The organism is Sorangium sp. So ce394 (assembly GCF_051474665.1).
GTDB lineage: Bacteria > Myxococcota_A > Polyangia > Polyangiales > Polyangiaceae > Sorangium > Sorangium cellulosum_D.
Genome location: NZ_CP150339.1, coordinates 5,819,951 through 5,837,106, shown reverse-complemented (window position 1 = coordinate 5,837,106; position 17,156 = coordinate 5,819,951). Strand labels below are relative to the sequence as shown.

Annotated in this window: 12 protein-coding genes; 1 reads left to right on the top strand and 11 read right to left on the bottom strand. The window is 72.0% G+C overall.

The genetic code is table 11. The features are described 5' to 3' along the window. Nucleotides 1-68: 68 nt before the first annotated feature. From WMF33_RS21305 to WMF33_RS21290, 4 genes are all read right to left on the bottom strand, one after another. Complete coding sequence (locus WMF33_RS21305) at nucleotides 69-470, bottom strand: SPW repeat domain-containing protein (protein ID WP_061623518.1); 402 nt, start codon at nucleotides 468-470, stop codon at nucleotides 69-71. Nucleotides 471-894: 424 nt separating this feature from the next. Further along, entirely contained in the window at nucleotides 895-1,989 is a 1,095-nt protein-coding gene (locus WMF33_RS21300; RefSeq protein ID WP_437338865.1) for an alpha/beta fold hydrolase, read from the bottom strand. Nucleotides 1,990-2,252: 263 nt separating this feature from the next. Continuing rightward, complete coding sequence (locus WMF33_RS21295; RefSeq protein ID WP_437338864.1) at nucleotides 2,253-3,278, bottom strand: M23 family metallopeptidase; 1,026 nt, start codon at nucleotides 3,276-3,278, stop codon at nucleotides 2,253-2,255. 226 nt (nucleotides 3,279-3,504) lie between these two features. Continuing rightward, nucleotides 3,505-4,947, bottom strand: coding sequence for a DEAD/DEAH box helicase (locus WMF33_RS21290; RefSeq protein WP_437338863.1), 1,443 nt, complete (start codon nucleotides 4,945-4,947; stop codon nucleotides 3,505-3,507). A 475-nt stretch (nucleotides 4,948-5,422) separates the two neighbouring features. Here WMF33_RS21290 and WMF33_RS21285 point away from each other — a divergent pair, with 475 nt between their 5' ends. Beyond that, nucleotides 5,423-6,703, top strand: a complete 1,281-nt coding sequence (locus WMF33_RS21285) for a hypothetical protein (protein ID WP_437338862.1) — start codon at nucleotides 5,423-5,425, stop codon at nucleotides 6,701-6,703. A 25-nt stretch (nucleotides 6,704-6,728) separates the two neighbouring features. On the opposite strand, the gene WMF33_RS21280 is transcribed toward WMF33_RS21285, so the two are convergent. From WMF33_RS21280 to WMF33_RS21250, 7 genes are all read right to left on the bottom strand, one after another. Beyond that, nucleotides 6,729-7,121 carry a DUF4150 domain-containing protein gene (locus tag WMF33_RS21280; RefSeq protein WP_061627573.1) on the bottom strand — a complete coding sequence of 131 codons (393 nt, stop codon included), beginning with the start codon at nucleotides 7,119-7,121 and terminating at the stop codon, nucleotides 6,729-6,731. 18 nt (nucleotides 7,122-7,139) lie between these two features. After that, entirely contained in the window at nucleotides 7,140-7,784 is a 645-nt protein-coding gene (locus WMF33_RS21275) for a DUF3540 domain-containing protein (protein WP_437338861.1), read from the bottom strand. A 17-nt stretch (nucleotides 7,785-7,801) separates the two neighbouring features. Beyond that, nucleotides 7,802-8,851, bottom strand: a complete 1,050-nt coding sequence (locus WMF33_RS21270; protein ID WP_437338860.1) for a pentapeptide repeat-containing protein — start codon at nucleotides 8,849-8,851, stop codon at nucleotides 7,802-7,804. After that, the gene (locus WMF33_RS21265) at nucleotides 8,848-11,496 is read right to left on the bottom strand and encodes a DUF2169 domain-containing protein (protein ID WP_437338859.1); all 2,649 of its coding nucleotides are present in this window, start codon (nucleotides 11,494-11,496) and stop codon (nucleotides 8,848-8,850) included. Before WMF33_RS21265 ends, WMF33_RS21270 begins: the two co-directional genes overlap by 4 nt. A gap of 46 nt (nucleotides 11,497-11,542) precedes the next feature. Beyond that, entirely contained in the window at nucleotides 11,543-12,010 is a 468-nt protein-coding gene (locus WMF33_RS21260; protein ID WP_437338858.1) for a hypothetical protein, read from the bottom strand. A 67-nt stretch (nucleotides 12,011-12,077) separates the two neighbouring features. Next, complete coding sequence (locus WMF33_RS21255; RefSeq protein WP_437338857.1) at nucleotides 12,078-14,495, bottom strand: type VI secretion system Vgr family protein; 2,418 nt, start codon at nucleotides 14,493-14,495, stop codon at nucleotides 12,078-12,080. Between the two features lie 111 nt (nucleotides 14,496-14,606). After that, nucleotides 14,607-16,778, bottom strand: coding sequence for a DUF2169 family type VI secretion system accessory protein (locus tag WMF33_RS21250; protein WP_437338856.1), 2,172 nt, complete (start codon nucleotides 16,776-16,778; stop codon nucleotides 14,607-14,609). Between the last annotated feature and the right edge of the window lie 378 nt (nucleotides 16,779-17,156).

The window sequence follows — 17,156 nt, the reverse complement described above, 5'->3', positions numbered from 1 at the left end:
CAAAAAAGCGCGCGGCCGGGGCTGAGCCCGGCCGCGGCGCCGACTCGCGAGGAACGCTCACGCCGTCATCAGGAGAACGACCGGTGTTCCGAGCGGTAACGCGCGCTGGCCGCCGTCGTCGCGTAGGCCGAACGGTAGTCGGTCACGAGCCAGACCAGGCCGACGGCCACGCCCGACACGACGAAGAAATTCCTCGCCGCGGGCGCCGCATCGAAGTTGAACAGCCAGGGCGCGGCGACGAGGAACACGCCGACCGCGGCCTCGAGCCCTCCGTGCACCGGGAACGGGATGATCTTGGCGGCGCCCAGCGGAAACGCGGTGAGCAGCGTCATGCCGAGGTGCACGGCGCCCAGGATATAGCAGAGCGTCTCCGGGAGACCGCTGAAGCCGAACAGCGACGGAGCCAGCAGGAACAGGGCCGCAACCGCATAATCGATGTACCCATGAACTCGAGGCGACAGGATCTTCATGACCGACTCCTTGCAATCCTATGTTTGGTTTGAGTGCCTTCGTCGGTCTGGCGAGCTGCAAGGCGCATGCCGCGGGGCAGCCCGGCGCGGAGGGCCGTCCGCCGCGGCGAGCTCAGCGGCCATTCCATCATTCCACGGCGCCGAGAGGGATTGTCAGCCGGCCTGCGCTGGCGCGCTGCGGCGGCGATGGCCACCGCGAGCGCCGCGCTCCTGGATCACGAGCGCCGCTCCTGCCGCATGGCCGGTGCCCTGGAGATCTCGTCCTGTGGCACATTGCCCCGAGATCGCCCACCCGCCACGGGACACGGTACCTCTCGACGGGTCATGTCCTTGGCGGAGAGGCCGTGTCGTCCTGGCTGTCCAGCGCGCTCGCCCGTTCTCCCAGGCCCGCGCCGCCCCGGGCGCGCCGGCGTGCGGGGCGCCCTTAAGGAGCTTGCTCGAGGAAGCCCACGAGCGCGTCCCGGTATTTCTCGAACGCCTCGACCTGCGGCAGGTGGCCGACGCCGGGCAGCTCGACGAGCTTGGCCCCCGGGATCGCCTGCGCGGTCTTCTTGCCCAGGGTCGTGTAGTCGCCGAGCGCGTCCGCGGCCTCCTTCGGCGCCCAGGCGCGGCCGAGCGCCGTCCGGTCGCGCAGCCCGATGATGAGCAGCGTGGGCGTGCGGAGGCGCGGGAGCTCGTAGACGACGGGCTGCGTGAAGACCATGTCGTACGTGAGCGCGGAGCACCAGGCGACGCGCGGATACTCGGGGTGCTCCGTCCAGCCCGCCTGGATCTCGATCTGGCGCTCGTACTCGGGCTTCCACGCCCCGTCGTAATAGCTCTTGCGCTGGTACTCGCGGATGCTGTCGCGCGTCGCCTCGAGCTCCTGCTTGTACCAGGCGTCGATGGAGCGATACGGGACCACCGTCTTCCAGTCCTCGAGGCCGATGGGGTTCACGAGGATGAGGCGCTCCGTCCGGTCGGCGAACATGAGGGCGAAGCGCGCGGCGAGCATGCCCCCCATCGAGTGGCCGACCACGGCCGGCCGCTGGACGCCGAGGGCGTCGAGCAGCGCGCGCGTCGTCTCGGCCAGCCCGTGGAAGCTGAACTGATAGGCGGCGGGCTTTGTCGATTTGCCGAACCCGATCTGATCGGGCGCGATGACCCGGAACCCCCGCTCGGTCAGCGCCCGGATCGTCGGCTCCCAGTACGCCGCGGAGAAGTTCTTGCCGTGGAGGAGGAGCACCGCGCGCCCGTTCGGCTTCTCGGGCTGCACGTCCATGTACGCCATGCGGAGCTTCTGGCGCTGCGACTCGACCTCGAAGTGCTTGACCGGATAAGGGTACGCGTACGACGTGAGCTCCGGGTCGAGGCCGGCCGCCGGCTTCCCCACGGGCTGCGCGGCCGGCGGCCCCTCGGGGCGCGCGGCCGGCGACCCGGCCGGCCGAGGCTCGACGCGGGGGGCCGGCGCGCAGCCGGACGCCGGGACGAGCGAGAGGAGGAGCGACGCGAGGACGGGGGTTAGCGCGAGCGTTCTCAACAGGGACCTTCCAGGTGGCGTATTCTCAGGACGACGAGGGGAGCGGCGCTGCGGAGGAGCGGCGCGGGCCGTGGGTCAGGAATCCCGCCAGGGACCTGCCTCGCGAGCATGAGAGATTTCAACGCAAAGACGCCAAGAGCGCAAAGACGCAAAAATGCAGATTCATGCTATTATTTATTTTTTGCGCCTTTGCGCCTTTGCGTTGAAATCTCTCTCCGGATCCCTGGCCGGACTCCTGGTGGGTGGAGCGAGGAGGCCGGCCGTCACTTCGCCGGCGTGACCAGGAGCTCGGGATCGACGCGCGTCTCGAAGAGGTTCATGCGCCAGTCGAGGTGCGGCCCGTTCGTGCGGCCGGTCATGCCGACGGTCGCGACGACCTGACCTTGCTTGACCTCGTCGTTCACCTTCGCGGCGAAGCCGTGCAGATGGATGAACGTGGAGGTGAGCCCATGGCCGTGATCGATGATCATGGTGTGGCCGCTCAGCGGGAGGTCCTTCTCGACGAAGACGACCTTGCCGCAGGCGGGCGCGCGCACCGGCGACCCGACGGGCACCGCGATGTCCACGCCCCAGTGGACGCCGCCGTCCGTGCCGTTGAGCACGCGCGGCTGGCCGTACCGCGAGGTGACCGGGCCCTTCGACGGCCAGATGAAGCCGTTCTTGTAGCAGTTCTTCTTCGTGTACTTGTTGCGGATGGCGTCGAGCTTCTTCTCGGCCTGCGTGAGCTTCACGCGCGTGGCCATGTCGAGCTTGACCATGTTCTCCGGGAGGTTGTCGACCTTGTCGACCTCGTAGGTGCGCTGCTCCACGTCGAAGAGCTTCTCGAGCACCTGTCCGTCGTCGAACGTGATGGTCAGCTTCTCCTGCGCCGGCGCGTTGCGCGAGAAGGCGATGAGGAACTCCCCCTCATCGCTCACCGTCACGCGGTGGCCGGGGAACGCCATGCGGCGCAGCTTGCCGTTCAGCTTGGCGCGGAGGAGCCCTCCCTGGACGGCGCGCCCCTCCACCGTGAGCCGGCCGTCGTCGGCCGCGGGGGGACCGGCGTCGCCCGCGTCCGCGCTCGCTGCCGCGGCCGCGCCGGCGTCGGCCGGGGCGGGCGCGGCGCCGGCGTCGCCCGCCGCGTCCGCGCTCGCCGGGGCCGGCGCGCTGGCCGAGGCGAGCGGGGCGGCGGAGGCATCCGCCACCGGAGCGGCCGAGGCCTGGGCATCCGCGGCGGGCGAGCTCGATGGAGCGCCGCGATCGCAGGCAGCGATGGTGAGCAAGCTTACGACGATGGCGGGAACGCGCATGGCTGAGATCGTGCCAGAATTTGCGCACACCGCGAAAATAATGTGGATGTGGGCAATGCAGGCACGCGCCGGTGGGAGCGGCGGGAGGGGCCGCCGCCTGGCGCCCTCGCCCGCGCTGCCGAGCGTGAGGCTCAGGCCAGCGACGGCTCGCTGGGCCGATCCGGGCGAGCTCGGCGCGGCGGGGCGGACGGGGGCGGCGGGGAGCCGCCGCTCCGCGTGAGGGGCGTCAGTTGTCCGCGCGAGGGGTATCGTGGCGCGGCTGCGGCCGCGCCTGGGGCTGTCCCTGCGGCTGAGGCCGCGCCTGCCCCTCGGGCCGCGCCGGCGGCTGGGGCCGCGCCGGTCCCTGAGGCCGGGCGTGCCCGTGCGGCTGCGGCCTGCCCTGCGCCTGGGGCCGGCCCTGCCCTTGCGGGCGCTGCTGGGGCCGTCCCTGCGCCAGAGGTCGCCCCCCCTGCCCTTGCGGGCGCTGCTGCTGCGGCCGCCCCTGCGCCTGGGGCCGCCCCTGCGGCTGCGCCTGATGGGCGGGCCTGGGGTCGGCCTGGAGCCAGGGGATCCCGGGGATGGAGAGGAGCGGGAGGCGCTTCTGGATGAGGCGCTCGATGTCGGCGAGGTACGGGCGCTCCTCGCTGTCGCAGAACGAGAGCGCCACCCCCGACGCCCCGGCGCGCGCCGTGCGGCCGATGCGGTGCACGTAGCTCTCCGGGATGTTCGGGAGGTCGTAGTTGATCACGTGCGAGATGTCCTCGATGTCGATGCCGCGCGCCGCGATGTCGGTCGCGACGAGCACGCTCGTCGTCCCCTGCTTGAAGCTCGCGAGCGCCCGCTCGCGCGCGCCCTGCGACTTGTTCCCGTGGATCGCGACGGCCTCGATGCGCGCGCGGCTGAGCTGCTGGACCACGCGGTTGGCGCCGTGCTTGGTGCGGGTGAACACGATCGCCCGGCGGAGCGCGGGGTCCTTGAGCACGTGCTCCAGCATCGCGCGCTTGTCGGACCGCTCGACGAAGGCCACCCGCTGGTCGATGTTCTCGGCGGTCGTGGCGACCCGCGCGACCTCGACCCGCACCGGGCGGTGCAGGATGGTGTCCGCGAGCTTCTGGATGTCCGGCGGCATCGTGGCCGAGAACAGGAGCGTCTGGCGGCGCTCGGGCAGCATCGCGAGCACGCGCCGGATGTCGTGGATGAACCCCATGTCGAGCATCCGGTCGGCCTCGTCGAGCACGAGCGTCTCGAGCCGCCCGAACGGCGAGAGGCCCTGCGAGCACAGGTCGAGCAGCCGGCCCGGCGTCGCCACGAGGACGTCGACGCCGCGGCGCAGCGCCTCCATCTGGGGGCGCTGCCCCACCCCGCCGAAGACGACCGCGGTCCGTAAGCCGAGGTTCTTGCCGTACGTGGTGAAGCTCTCGCCGACCTGCGCGGCGAGCTCGCGCGTCGGGGTGAGCACGAGCACGCGGAGCCCGCGCTGGGTCGGCGCGCCGCTCTGCGCGAGGCGCTGCAGGATCGGCAAGGCGAACGCGGCGGTCTTGCCGGTCCCGGTCTGCGCGCACCCGAGGACGTCGTTGCCCTCGAGGATCGGCGGGATGGCCTGCTGCTGGATCGGCGTCGGGGTGCTGTATCCTTCGGCCTCGATGGCGCGGAGCAGCGGTTCGATGAGCTTGAGATCGGCAAATTCCATGGACATCGGGCTCGTGGAGAGCCCCTCCTGAGCAAGGGCGGAAAGCGCCGCGGCACCGCGCCCTCCTCTGCGAAGGGCCCGATCACGGAGAGCTGCCGCCTCGCGCCTCCCTCAGCGGAGACTGCGAGGTCCACATGACAGCGACCGAGCACCGCGACCCGTGCCAGGTCAGTCCGAGGCCGCGACTCTAGTACGGCGCGGTGAGGAAGTCGAGGCGCGACCGCGAACCTGGCAGCGGGATCGTCGCCGCGCGCCGCGACGGACGCGGCGGTCGGACCCGCGCTCGCCGCTCCTCTCCGCTCCGCGCCGCGCCTGCGCGGCGCGGGTTTCGTGCGCTCGGCGCATCGTGCTACACCCTCCCCGAGCCGGGGGGACCGCGGATCGCGAGCGCCCGCGTCGCTTCGCTGCTCCCCTCCACGCGACGCATCCGCATCACGCGCATCACGCGCATCACGCGCATCACGCGCATCATCCAATGGCCGACACCGCCGAAGCCTCGAACACGCCGGCCCAGGCCGGGCACTCCGCCCCGCAGCGCCCCGACGCCCTGCAACGCCGCCGCCGGCTGCGGCGCTGGGTCCTCGGCTCCCTCGCCGTCTCGGGGCTCGCCGGCGTCGGATTGTGGATCGCGGTGCACCGGATCCCGTGGATGGGCCCGCTCGTCGCGAACGGCCTGCGCTCCGTGATCGGGGCCGAGAACGTGACGGCGCTCGAGGAGACCGCCTACGGCGTCGAGGATCGCGTCCACCAGCTCCTTCGCAAGAACGAGCCGCCGAAGACGTACTGGGAGGTGCCCGAGCCGGCGCCGGCGCCGGCCGCGCCCGCCGCCGAGGCGAGCGCCGCGGTCGCCCCGGCGGTCGTGGCGGCGGCGTTCCGGCCGAAGGACGTCGGCCCCTCGCACGCGGCCTGGCCGGCGCCCGGCGACGGGCAGTGGGTGCCCATCGTGGATCGCGCGCGCCCGGGCGACCCGCCGCGCCTCTACAAGACGCTGATCCACCCGGATCCGCACCGCTCCTGGGCGGAGCTGTTCATCGTGGCGGTGGATCTCTCGGGGGTCGACGTCCACCTCATGGCCGGCTCGCGGGAGCCGGCGGCGACGACCGAGGAGGGCAAGACCTACGAGCGGCCCGCGAAGATCCCGGAGGCGGACCACGAGCGGCTGCTCGCGGCGTTCAACGGCGGCTTCATGACCGAGCACGGCCAGTGGGGCATGCGGATCGACGGCGTGACCCTGGTGCGCCCCCGGGAGAACGGCTGCACCCTCGCGCTCCACGGCGACGGCCGGATGCAGATCGCGCCGTGGGCCCGCATGGCCGCCGAGGAGGGCGCCATGCGGTGGTGGCGGCAGACGCCGAGCTGCATGGTCGACGAGGGCGAGCTCCACCCGGCGCTCCGCGTGCCCGAGGTCCGCAACTGGGGCGCCACGCTGGACGGCAACACGGTGATCCGCCGCTCCGCGGTGGGGCTCGATCGCGACGGCAAGGTCCTCTTCGTGGCCATCAGCAACCACACGACGGCGCCCGCCATCGCGCTCGGCCTGCGCCACGTCGGCGCCACGGCGGTGGCGCAGCTCGACGTGAACTGGTCGTACCCGAAGTTCTTGCTCTACGAGCCCGGCGAGGGCGGCGCGCTCATGCCGGTCGCGCTGGCGAGCGGCTTCGAGTTCTCGGAAGACGAGTACATCCGCAAGCGCTCGCTGCGCGACTTCTTCTACCTCACGCGCAAGCCCGCCGCGCCCTCCGCGGGCAAGCCGTAGCCCCCGCGACGCGAGGGCCGCTCGCTCACGGCGCGAGCAGGAGCACCTTGACCTGGCTCGGCACCACGGAGACGGCGGGGCAGTTCGTGGAGTTCGTGATCGTCATGCTCGTCAGCCGCGTGGCCGGGATGCCGCCGGCAAGCACGGTGAACGACGCGGTGACGTGGCGCGACGGGCCCATCACCATGCCCGAGGCGACCCCGAGCGCGACGCCCGGGTTGTCGCCGTTCGTGAGCGGCACGGTGGTCGCCAGGTTGTGCGCCGGCGTGCACATGAACAGCACGTTGTACGCGGCCGGGATGCCCATCGGCTGCATGGAGATGTTGGGATAAGGGATCGGCGTCGGGGCCGGCATCGGCGTGAGGCACACGTCGGGGAAGCCGAGGGACATGCCCATCATCTGCGTGTTCGCGAACATCTCGTGTCCTCCGTCCTCTCAGCCCAGGTGGATCTGGGGGCCGTCGATCTTGGTCAGCCCGCCGCTGTTCACGAGCGTCGCCTCCGCCTTCACGTGGAACGCGGACCGCGCCTCGAACTCCACGTACTCCGCGCGCACCGTCTCGGACCGCGCGATGAAGCGGTAGGCCCGGTCGAGCCGCTGCACCAGGCGCTCGGCGACCGTCTCCACCGACTGCGCCACGGTCTTCACGCGGTCGACCTGCGCGGTGACGCTGTCGCCGAGGAGGCTCAGCGCCCCGAGCACGACCTCGGCGCGCCCCGCCGAGACGCGCGCGGCGCCCGCCGCGATCACGGCCTCGCCGGGCGTGAGCACCTCCACGCCGTCGCGCCCGCTCACCGAGACCCTGCCCGCGGCCGCGGCGATCTCGAGGTCGCCCTCGGCGGAGAGCCGCGCCGGCGCGTCCTCGTCGCGCTCCAGCACCGCGAGCACGTGCGAGCCGCGCTCGTGGTGCGCCACGAGGACCTCGTCGCCGAGCGCCGGGTCGAGGAGACAGCTGGCCGCGCGCCGCGCCTCGAGCTCGCCGGAGCTCGATCGGACGCGCAGGCAGCGGCCCGACACCCCCACCACGGTCGCGACCTCCTGTTCAGGCAACGCGAGCTTTCTTGCCAGATTGTCTCTCATCGGTACCTCCTTGCTGCCTATCGACTCTCCGAGCGCCGCTCCGCCGCGCTCAGCTCCTCGTCGTCGCCGAGCGCCGCGGACCGGCTGGTGAACTGGGTGTCCTGCTCGCGCGTCCGGTGGAACCGCGCGCGGAACAGCTTGCAAAGCGAGAAGTCGGCCCTCGTGAGGTCCGCGTAGGAGAAGTCGGCGTACGTCAGATCGGCGCCGGTGAACGTCGCGCCGATGCAGCTCGCGCTCTTGAAGATCGCCTGGCACGCGCTCGCGCCGTCGAGGACCGCCGCGTCGAGCCGCGCCTTCACGAAGAGCGCCTGGTCGAGCTTCGCCTTCGCGAGCGACGCGTTCGACAGGTTGGCGTCGGCGAAGAGGGCGCGCTCGAGGTTCGCCTCGTCGAGGCGGGCGCCCACGAGGGACGCCCCCTTGAAGTTCGTCTGCACGAGCCGCGCGCCCCGGAGGTCGCAGCCGCCGAGATCCGCGTCCATGAGCTGCGCGAGCGTGAGGTCCATGCCCGAGAGGTCCTGGCCGGTGAGCTTGCTGCCGATCAGCATCGTCTTGTCGAGGCGCGCGCCGCGCAGGCTCGCCGTCGTCAGGTCCGCCTTCAGGAGCGCCGTCTGCAGCAGGTTCGCGCCCTCGAGGACGATCCGCGGGGCGTCGGCGTCGACGAGCGCGGCGCGGTCGAGGTTCGCCCCCTTCAGGCTCGCCTCCTCGAGGCGCGGCTTGACGAGGCTCGCGATGGTCAGGTCGGCGCCGTCGAGGCACGACCGCGACAGGTCGGCTTCCACCAGGCTCGCGGCGACCAGATCGGCGCCGCGCAGGTCGGCCGCGAGGAACGTGCACTGGTCGAAGGTCGCGTGGCGCAGGCGCGCGCCCGGGAGCCGCGCCCCCTCGAACCGGCAGTCGGCGAAGACCGACTCGTGGAGCTTCGCCGAGGTCAGGTCGGCCCCCCGGAACGACACGCGCTCGAACACGGCGCCGGAGAGGTCGGCCTCGCGGAGGTCCGCGCCCGTGAGGTCCTCGTCGGTCACCGGCTCCGCGTTCGCGACGCACGCGAGGAGATCGTCTCTGGTCATCGCTTCCGCCTCGGGAACAGGGTGCGGACGACGTGGGCGTCCTTGAAGCTCGTGCGCGCGTCGCCCTCGGCGCCCATCAGGTTCGCGCGGAACAGGTTGGCCCGCTGGAACGACGCGCCGGGCACCTTCGCGCCCTGCAGCATCGCCTCCATCAGGTTCGCGTCCGAGAGCTCGGCGTCGGCGAGGTCCGTGCGGATGAGCCGCGCGCCCCGGAGGCTCGCGCCCGCGAGGCGCGCCTCGCGCAGGCTCGACTCGCTGAGGTCGCACCCGTCGGCCCGGACGGCGGAGAGATCCGCCTTCGCCATCGCGGCGCCGCGCATCGTCGCCAGGGCGAGCTCAGCGCCCGAGAGATCGGCCCCGCCGAGCTCGCACCCGAGCACGAGGCGCAGGTTGTTCGCCCGGGCGCCCCGGAGCGACGCGCCCTCGGCGCGGGACTCGACGAGCGCCGCGCCCTCGAGCACCGCCTCCGCGAGGCTCGCCCCCGCCATCCGGCACCGGTAGAAGGTCGCCTTGCGCAGGCTCGCGCGGTCGAGCTTGGCGCCCTCGAGGTCGCACTCGAAGAAGAGGACCTCGTCTGCGAGCGCGCCCTCGAGGTCCCCCCGCGGCAAGCGCGCCTCGAGCAGGTCCGCGCCGCGGAGGTCCGCGCCGCGGAAGACCGCCTCCTCGAGCGCGCCGCGCTGCAGGACCGCCCTGGCGAGGCGCGCGCCCCCGAAGTCGGCGCCGCGCGCCTGCGCCTCGCCGAGGTTCGCGCCGTCGAGCGTCGCGCCCGCGAGGCGGACACCCTCGAGGTTGGCGCGCGTCAGCACGGCCCCGGACAGGTCCGCGCCGGACAGGGTGCAGCCGCGCAGGTCGGCGCGCTCGAGCAGCGCCTGCTGCAGGGCGGCCCCGGACAGGTCGAGCCCGCGGAGGTCCGCGCCGGTGAGGTCCCAGCCGGTCATCACCGCGCGCGCGCCGGAAGCGAGCGCAGCCTCGACGCGGCCGCGCAGATCCCGCCGCGTCTCGGCGTCGGGGATGGCCGCGGGCGGCAGGTGGTGCGCGGTCAGCCGGTAGGCGACGAGCTGGGCCTCCTCGAGCTTGCGCAGCCTCGCGAGGAACGCGGGGTCGTCGAGCTGCGCCTCGAGCTGCTCCAGCGGGGCGCCGAGCTCACGGCCCGCCTCGGCGGTCTCGCGCATGCGGGCGATGTGCTCGTCGACGCGGAACCGCGGCGGCCCGCCTTGCTCGCTCTTCGACCGCTCGATGATCTCGTCGAGGTTCAGGCCGTGCTCGGCGAGCTCCTGGCGCGCCACGGCGAGCGCCTCCTCCTGCTTGGCCTTGGCCTCGGCCTCGATGCGGGCTGCCTCCGACTCGACCCGCTCGACGTAGTCGGGCAAGTCGTCGAGCCGCGGCGGCGCCTCGGGCGGCGGCAGCTCGCGCGGGACGCCCTTCTCGTCCGGATCGATGCCGAGCGCCCGCAGGGACAGGCGCGCCTTCTCCAGCTCGCGCCGCGCCCGCTCGTGCGACCGCCGCTCCAGCACGCCTTCGCGCTGGAGGAGGTCCTCCATGTCGCCGATCTTCTCGTCCGGCAGCGCGGGCGCGCCAGGGTCGGGCTCGGGCAGGAGGTCGCGGTCGCGGAACGCCACGAGCGCGCCTTTCTTCTTGTCGAGGCGCTGCGAGAAGATGGCCTGGTAATGCTCCTTGGGGCGCGGCGCGCCGCGGCGCTCGAGCGCGGCGAGCAGGCACTTCACGTCGTGCGCGTCGTCCTCCTCGACGCGCGCGACGCCGCGGAAGATCGCGATCATGCGCGCGACGTTGGGCAGGAGCACGACCGTATCGAGCCGCGTCGCGACCTCCTCGAGCGGGACGTCGCCCGCGGCGCGCGTCAAGAAGCAGCGCGCGGCGAGCGCCGTCACGCGGCTCGTCAGGGCGGCCTGCTCGGGGTGGAGGTGCTCGAGCGCGATCGGCTCGTCGCCCTGGAAGAACCCGGGCAGGCGCTGGTCGGGCGGCGCCACCATGAAGTACTCGGGGTCGAGGTCGCGGGCGAGGCCGGGGAAGTCGTTCTCGAGCCAGGCGGCGTCGTACGTGCCCGCCTTGTCCATCCGCCCTGGCCAGGTGGGGTCGAGGGGGCCGAACGCCGCGGGCGGCGGGCGATCGTTCGGCGACTTCACGAGGCGCTTCGGGTCCTCGAGCTGGGGGAGCGCGTGGATCTTCTTGCCGTTCTCCTCGGTCGGCGCGAACCCCGTCCCGAGCGGGTTCGCGGCGAACCCCGGCCCGCCGAACGCCTTGTCCCAGCCGAGGGCGAGCTCGGTGAGCGGCTCGGGGTCGGTCGGCACGCCGCGCTCCCAGCGGCGCTTGCCGACGACGTACACGACCTTGTCGATGGGGCCGACCTGGACGCGCGCGCGGAACGCCGGGCGCGGCTGGCCGCCCGCCGAAAACGCCTTGCCGAAGACCAGGACCTCGCCCCGCGGCTTCGGGAGCCCTTCGTCGAGCGCGGCGTCCTTGCCGAGCTGCTTCGCGACCTCCTGCCACATCGCGATCTCCGGGAGCGGGAGCTCCGGCGCGTCGAGCGGGACATAGGCCGTGAGGCCGAGGGCGAGGAAGCGCTCCTGCTTGAGCTCGAACACGCGCTGCAGGATCGAGACGCGCTGGGGTTTGATGACGCGCATGGAGGATTCGAGGGCTCGGGGGGGCTCGTTCAGACCGGAAGAGGGATCATCGCTTGGGCTCGCCCGTGAGGCGGCGCGCGGCGTACGCGCGAGAGAACGTCGCCCACGTCACGTCCGGGTAGATGAGCCCGGGGTCCTCGGCGTCGATCTTCACGCCCACGGGCCTCCCGGGCTCGACCTGCGACAAGGAGCTCGTGTTGAGCTCCCATTCCGTCGTCGCGGCGTACGCAGCCCCGCTCGAGGGGCGCACATCGAGCCGGAGCTCGACGAAGGCCATGGCGCCGCCTTCGAAGGTGGTGAGCGTGCGGCTCGACGACACCGTGGCCTGGGCCGGGGTGGCGCGCGCGATCCTCTGCGTCAGCGCGGCCATCCGCTCCCTGCCCTTGGCGATGAGCGCATTTTCGCCCCGGAAGACGAAGAAGAGGATGGCCGCGATGACGATCAGCGGCACGAGGAAGGCTGTGAGAGCGATGACGATACCCATGTTCCTGCGCGCGCTTTCCTTGGCCTGCATGGGGCGCTAGATCGAGGCTCGCGAGATCGAGCCGCGCAGGCGGCCCGGGAGAGCTCCGTCCGGCGCGCTAGCTGAGGACATGGACGTTCGAGAGGGAGAAGCGGAGCGAGCTCATCGCGAGCCTCGCCGGCATGTGCTCGATCCGCGCCTTGACCTCCTTGAGCTCGATCGGGCGCACCGTGATGTCCGCGGAGTTGTTGATCGTGAGCGAGGCGCCGAACTTGTAGGCCATCGCGACGCCGGCAGTGATGTCGAACTTGGCCGCGTAGGTCGCCGTGAAGGCGGCCGACAGCTCCAGGGTCGCCTTGAGGCCGATGAAGGTGGAGACGGCGCCGCCGACGGCCGTGGTGACCGAGAGCCCGAGGAACGTGTCGCTCTTGAACCCGCCCGTGACGTTGACGTTGTTCGAGACGAAGAGCTTCTTGAAGGGACCGTAGGTCTTGAGCTCCTCCGCGCCCTTGATCTGCCCGACGCGGTTGCCGTCGATGTACTCGATCATGTTGCTCTTGACCCGGACCTCGCACTCGTCCTGCGTGTCGAGCGTGAGCTTGCCCTTGCTCTTCACGGTCGTGGTCCCGGCCTGGGTGTCGACGAGCGTATTGCCCGCCTTCGTGGTGACGGTGGTGTCCCCGGTGTTGACGTTCACCGTGTAATTGCCGGTCTTCACCGTCGTCGTGGTGTCTCCCTCGACGTTGGTCACCATCGTGGCCGAGTCGACGTCGGTGAAGAGGTTGCCGCTCGTGACGTGGAGCCACGTGTCGCCCTTGACCTCGGTGTACGAGGTGCCGGTCTCGATGTAGAGCTCGTGGATGCCGGACTGGACGTGGGTGATCCAGTTGTCCTTGATGGTGGCGTTCCACGACCCGCCGCCGTTCTGGCCCACCGTCTGGTCGAACGTCTTGCCCGCGTCGAGGAGCGTGTTGTCGTCGGTCTTGACGATGAGCTCGTGCCCGTCGTTGGGAGAGCCCATGCGCACGTAGGTGTTCGAGTACGGGGTCGACAGGGTGACGCGCTGCTGCCCGGCCTGGTCCTCGAGCTCGAGGCGGTTGCGGCCGCCCGTCTGGATGACGTTCTTCGTGTGGTTGCCGCTCGTGACCGGGCTCGGCGTGAGCGCGTTCGGCACGACGCCCGAGATGACCGGCCGATCGGGGTCGCCGCCGAGGAAGCTCAGGACCACCTCCGTGCCCCGGCGCAGCGGGAAGTGGAAGCCCTCGATGCCGCCGCCGTGGGGCTGCATCATGCGCACGAAGGTCGAGGCCTTCCCGCTCTTCAGGTTGCTCTCGTCGAACCTGAACTTCACGTTGTAGCGGCCGAGGTCGTCGATCTGCGCGTACTCGCTCTCGGCCGGTCCATCCACCGTGCCGTTCTCGTACCCGTAGATGCGCGGCCACGGCGTGCGGGACTCCGCGCGAAACTGCGTCTTCAGGGGGATGGCGGTGATCTCGGCGAAATAGACGTCCTCGTGCTGCAGGTCGAGCAGCTCGCGGAGCTGCGTGGACGCCGCCATCTGGTTGCCCTGGTGGCGCACCTCGATGGTGAGGTATCTCGCGTTGAACGCCGCGCGCGGGTGGTCCTCGAGCTCGAACGTGTAGCCGGATCGGAGGTGCGTGCGGGTGCCCGTCCCGTGATACAGCACCTGCCGCGCGAGCATCTCCTCGGCGCGGATCTTCGCGAGCCGCTCGCCCGCCGCCGGCGTGAAGAAGCGCTCCCCGTACAGGTTCACCTCGCCCGCGCCGTTCGGCGACACGTGGGCCGAGCCAGCGACATTGAGGTTGGGCCGGGCGTAGTCGTAGTCCTTGAGCTTGATCATCGCCGGCAGCGTCGTGTGCTGGCAGGTGAAGGACCGGAACGACGCGCCCGCGGTCACGTCGTGACCTTCCTGGGGATGGTAGCGGACGGGCTCGCCGATCGCGTCCTCTTCATAGCTGGTGGCGTCGCAGAAGATGACCTTGTCGCCGTCCGGCGTGTGCTCGAAGAAATAGAAGATGCCCTCGCGCTCCATCCACCGCGAGAGGAAGTCGAGGTCGCTCTCGCGGTACTGGCAGATGTGCTCCTCGACCTCGTAGCTGCCGAGCCGCAGCTCGTACTCGTCGGCGGCGATCCCGTTCTCCTCCAGGACGGCCTTGATGACGTCGGGCACCGATTGCCTGGTGAAGATGCGGCTGTGCCGGGAGAGGCTGAGCAGCCAGAGCTTCGGGACGAGCGCCGCGCGGAGCAGCGTGCGGCCCTCGGTCTCGTGCAGGATCGAGACGTTCGCGAAGATGCCGGAGAACACGAAAGGTGGGAGCTTGTCGGTGACCCGATCCAGCACGAGCGAGGCCTTGGCGCCCACCGCGTCGGAGAGGTCGAACGACTCCGCGTCTTGGCCCTGGAGCTGGAGGAAGATCTCGATCTGGTACGGGCGCGAGATGGCCTCGATGCCGCGAAAGCCGACGACGCGCGTGGTGGCAGGGAGCACGCCCGAAGAGATTGTGATGAGATCCATGGCATTCACCTGCAACTTTCGAGGGCACGCACCGGGGATCGCGCGACGACCGCGGCCGCCTGACGCCCCGGGGGGGCTCATCATGCAACTAGACAAAAATCGGCCGCAACGTCAACTTCTGGAAAGTTCTCCTGGATCGCCTTCGGACGGCGGGATCTCGACGAGGGAGCGGAGGATGGCGCCGCTCGACTTTGCGCTCTCGAGCTTGACGCCATAGACGTTGGCGCCCGCGAGGTCCGCGTCGCGCAGGTCGGCGCCCTCCACGCTGGCGCGCGGGAGCTGCGCTTCTTTGAGCTTCGCCGCGCGAAGGACGGCGCCGGAGAGGTTGGCGCGCGAGAAGCCGGCGCGCGAGAAGTCGGCCTTGCTGCCGTTGATGCCGGCGAGGTTCGCCCGGTCGAAGGTGGCCTCGATGAAGCGCGCCTGCCGCAGGTCGGCGCCCTGCAGCGACGCGCCGGCGAAGGTCGCGTTCGAGCCCTTCGCGAAGGAGAGATCCGCGCGATCGAGGATCGCGGAGGAGAGCTGCGCGCGGTCCAGCGTGGCGCGGGAGAGATCGGCGCGCGTGAGGTCGGCGGCGTCGAGGCGCGCGTCCGTCAGATCCGCGCCGCGCAGGTTGGCCCCGGCGAGGCGCGCCGCCGAGAGGTTGCACCGGGCGAGGGTCGCGCCGGCGAGGTTCAGGTGCTCGAGCGACGCTCCGTTGAAATCGATGCCGTCGAGGTCGAGGCCCGCCAGCTCCAGGTCGTCGAGCGGCCCGCGGCTGCGCAGTCTAGCGAGCAGCGTCGCGCGTGTGCCCCGGGCCCCGGCGGGAGCGTCGAGGTGCGGCGGGGGCGCGGCCACCTCGGCGGGAGCGTCGAGGTGCGGCGGGAGCGCGGCCTCGGCGCGGGCGAAGGGCCTCGCGAACGGCACGGAGCCCGGGGCCGGCTCGGGACGCGGCACCGGCGCCGGCGCCGGCACGAACGGCAAGCCGGCAGGCGGCGACGGCTCGGCGCCGCCTGCCTGGGGCGGGGACGTATCGAACGGCGGCGCGGACGCGCTCACCGTGGCGTCCGCCGTCTCGCCGAGCAGCGGATTCAACGGCATGAAGCGCACCGGGCTCCAGGGCGCCCCGGGGAGCGCGGTCCCCTGGGGCGCAGGCGCGCTCCGGGGCTCGGCCAGCGCGAAGGGCGCAAGCGGGCGGGACCGGGGCCTCGAGGGGTGGCCGTCGGAGGTCTCGCCCTCCTGCTCGTCCCCGGCGAGCGTCAGGCCACGACCGGCCCCAGGTGCGCTCCCGGCGGGGGGCGCATCGGGAGGCGCGAGGGGCGACGCCGGGCCAGAGCGTGGAGAGGGCCACACGAGCGGCACCCCCGGCATCTCGACGCCCGCGGCCACGCGCATCCGGGCCAGCGTGTCGCCCGGCGCGAGCGCGGCGCTCCCGCGCCAGACCATCGAGCAGAGCAGGCGATCCGCGTCGATGGCCAGCGTGTCGGCGACCAGCTCGACCGGCTGCTCGTGGTCCTCGCCCCCCGGCCCGCTCCGGTAGAGCCGCGCGACCCCGCGCGCCGGCGGCAGGCTCGACCGGAACCACGGGTAGTGCGGATGCAGTCCTTCGAGGTAGATCCACGCGCCGCCGCGCAGGAAATCGAGCTGCTGGTCCGCGGGCGCGGCTTGGAAGTAGCGGAAATCGAAGCTGCCATCGAGCGCCGGCACGGGGGCGTCGGGCTCCTGGCCCTGCTGGAGGAAGCACCGCCGCGGGGCCCATGTCCGCGCGATCGGACCGAAGCCGGCCGGCCGCGTCGCGTCGGCCGGATCCACCAGGTTCGGCAGCGTCGCGCCGAACCCCACGCCCACGGGGTTCGTCTCGACATGCGGGCCGCCGTACGCGCGCTCGTACACGATCGGGATGCGGGCGAACGGGCGTGGGCTCGGCGCCTCGCGCGTGCGGTCGCCGTAGACGTGGAGCACCTTGTTGAGGATCCAGCGGTCATCGCCGAAGAGCGCGATCCGCACCGAGAGCGCGGTGACGGTCGTCCCCGCGGGCGCCGAGGCGTGTCCGCGCACGAGGACCCCTGCGCTCGGGAGGTAGGGTGCTGTCTCGCAGGCCTGTTCGAGGCTGCCCCACCCATCCCGAGGAACGTCGGCGCCGACGAGAGCCGCCGGAGCGGCGAGCTCCGCGGTGCGCTCGTGGACGAGGGAGAAGGTGGCCTTGACGATGACCGTGAGCCGCTCGGCCCCCTGCATCCGCCACAGGACGGCGCCGCACGAGGCCGGCGTCAGGGTGGCGACAGGGAGGGGCCAGGGCGACTGCACGAACGAGCTCTCGAGCCCCGCGCGCCTCGACCGCGACGGAGGGCTCTTGGGCCGTGTAACGTACCGTGGCGCGCCTCGCGGATGCAAGCGGGCGCAGCGAAGGTGAGGTAGGTCGCCTGTCCGGATCGCTCCAGGTAGGAGCGTGTCGTTCCGGAGACCTCGCCGCGAGCACACCGGCCCAGTCGAGGGGCGAGCGGACTCGACGCGATCGCGAGCGACAGAGGCGCGCTGGCCCCCGCGCGTCGCACGCGTCTCCGTCGACGCGCGTCGCGCTCGACGCCCGTCGGCAACCGCCTTTCCGCTTCATGCCGCATCCACGTCGCGCCCGCCCCGCCGGCATTGACATTACGGCGAGCGACCCTCGATTGCCACGTTCCG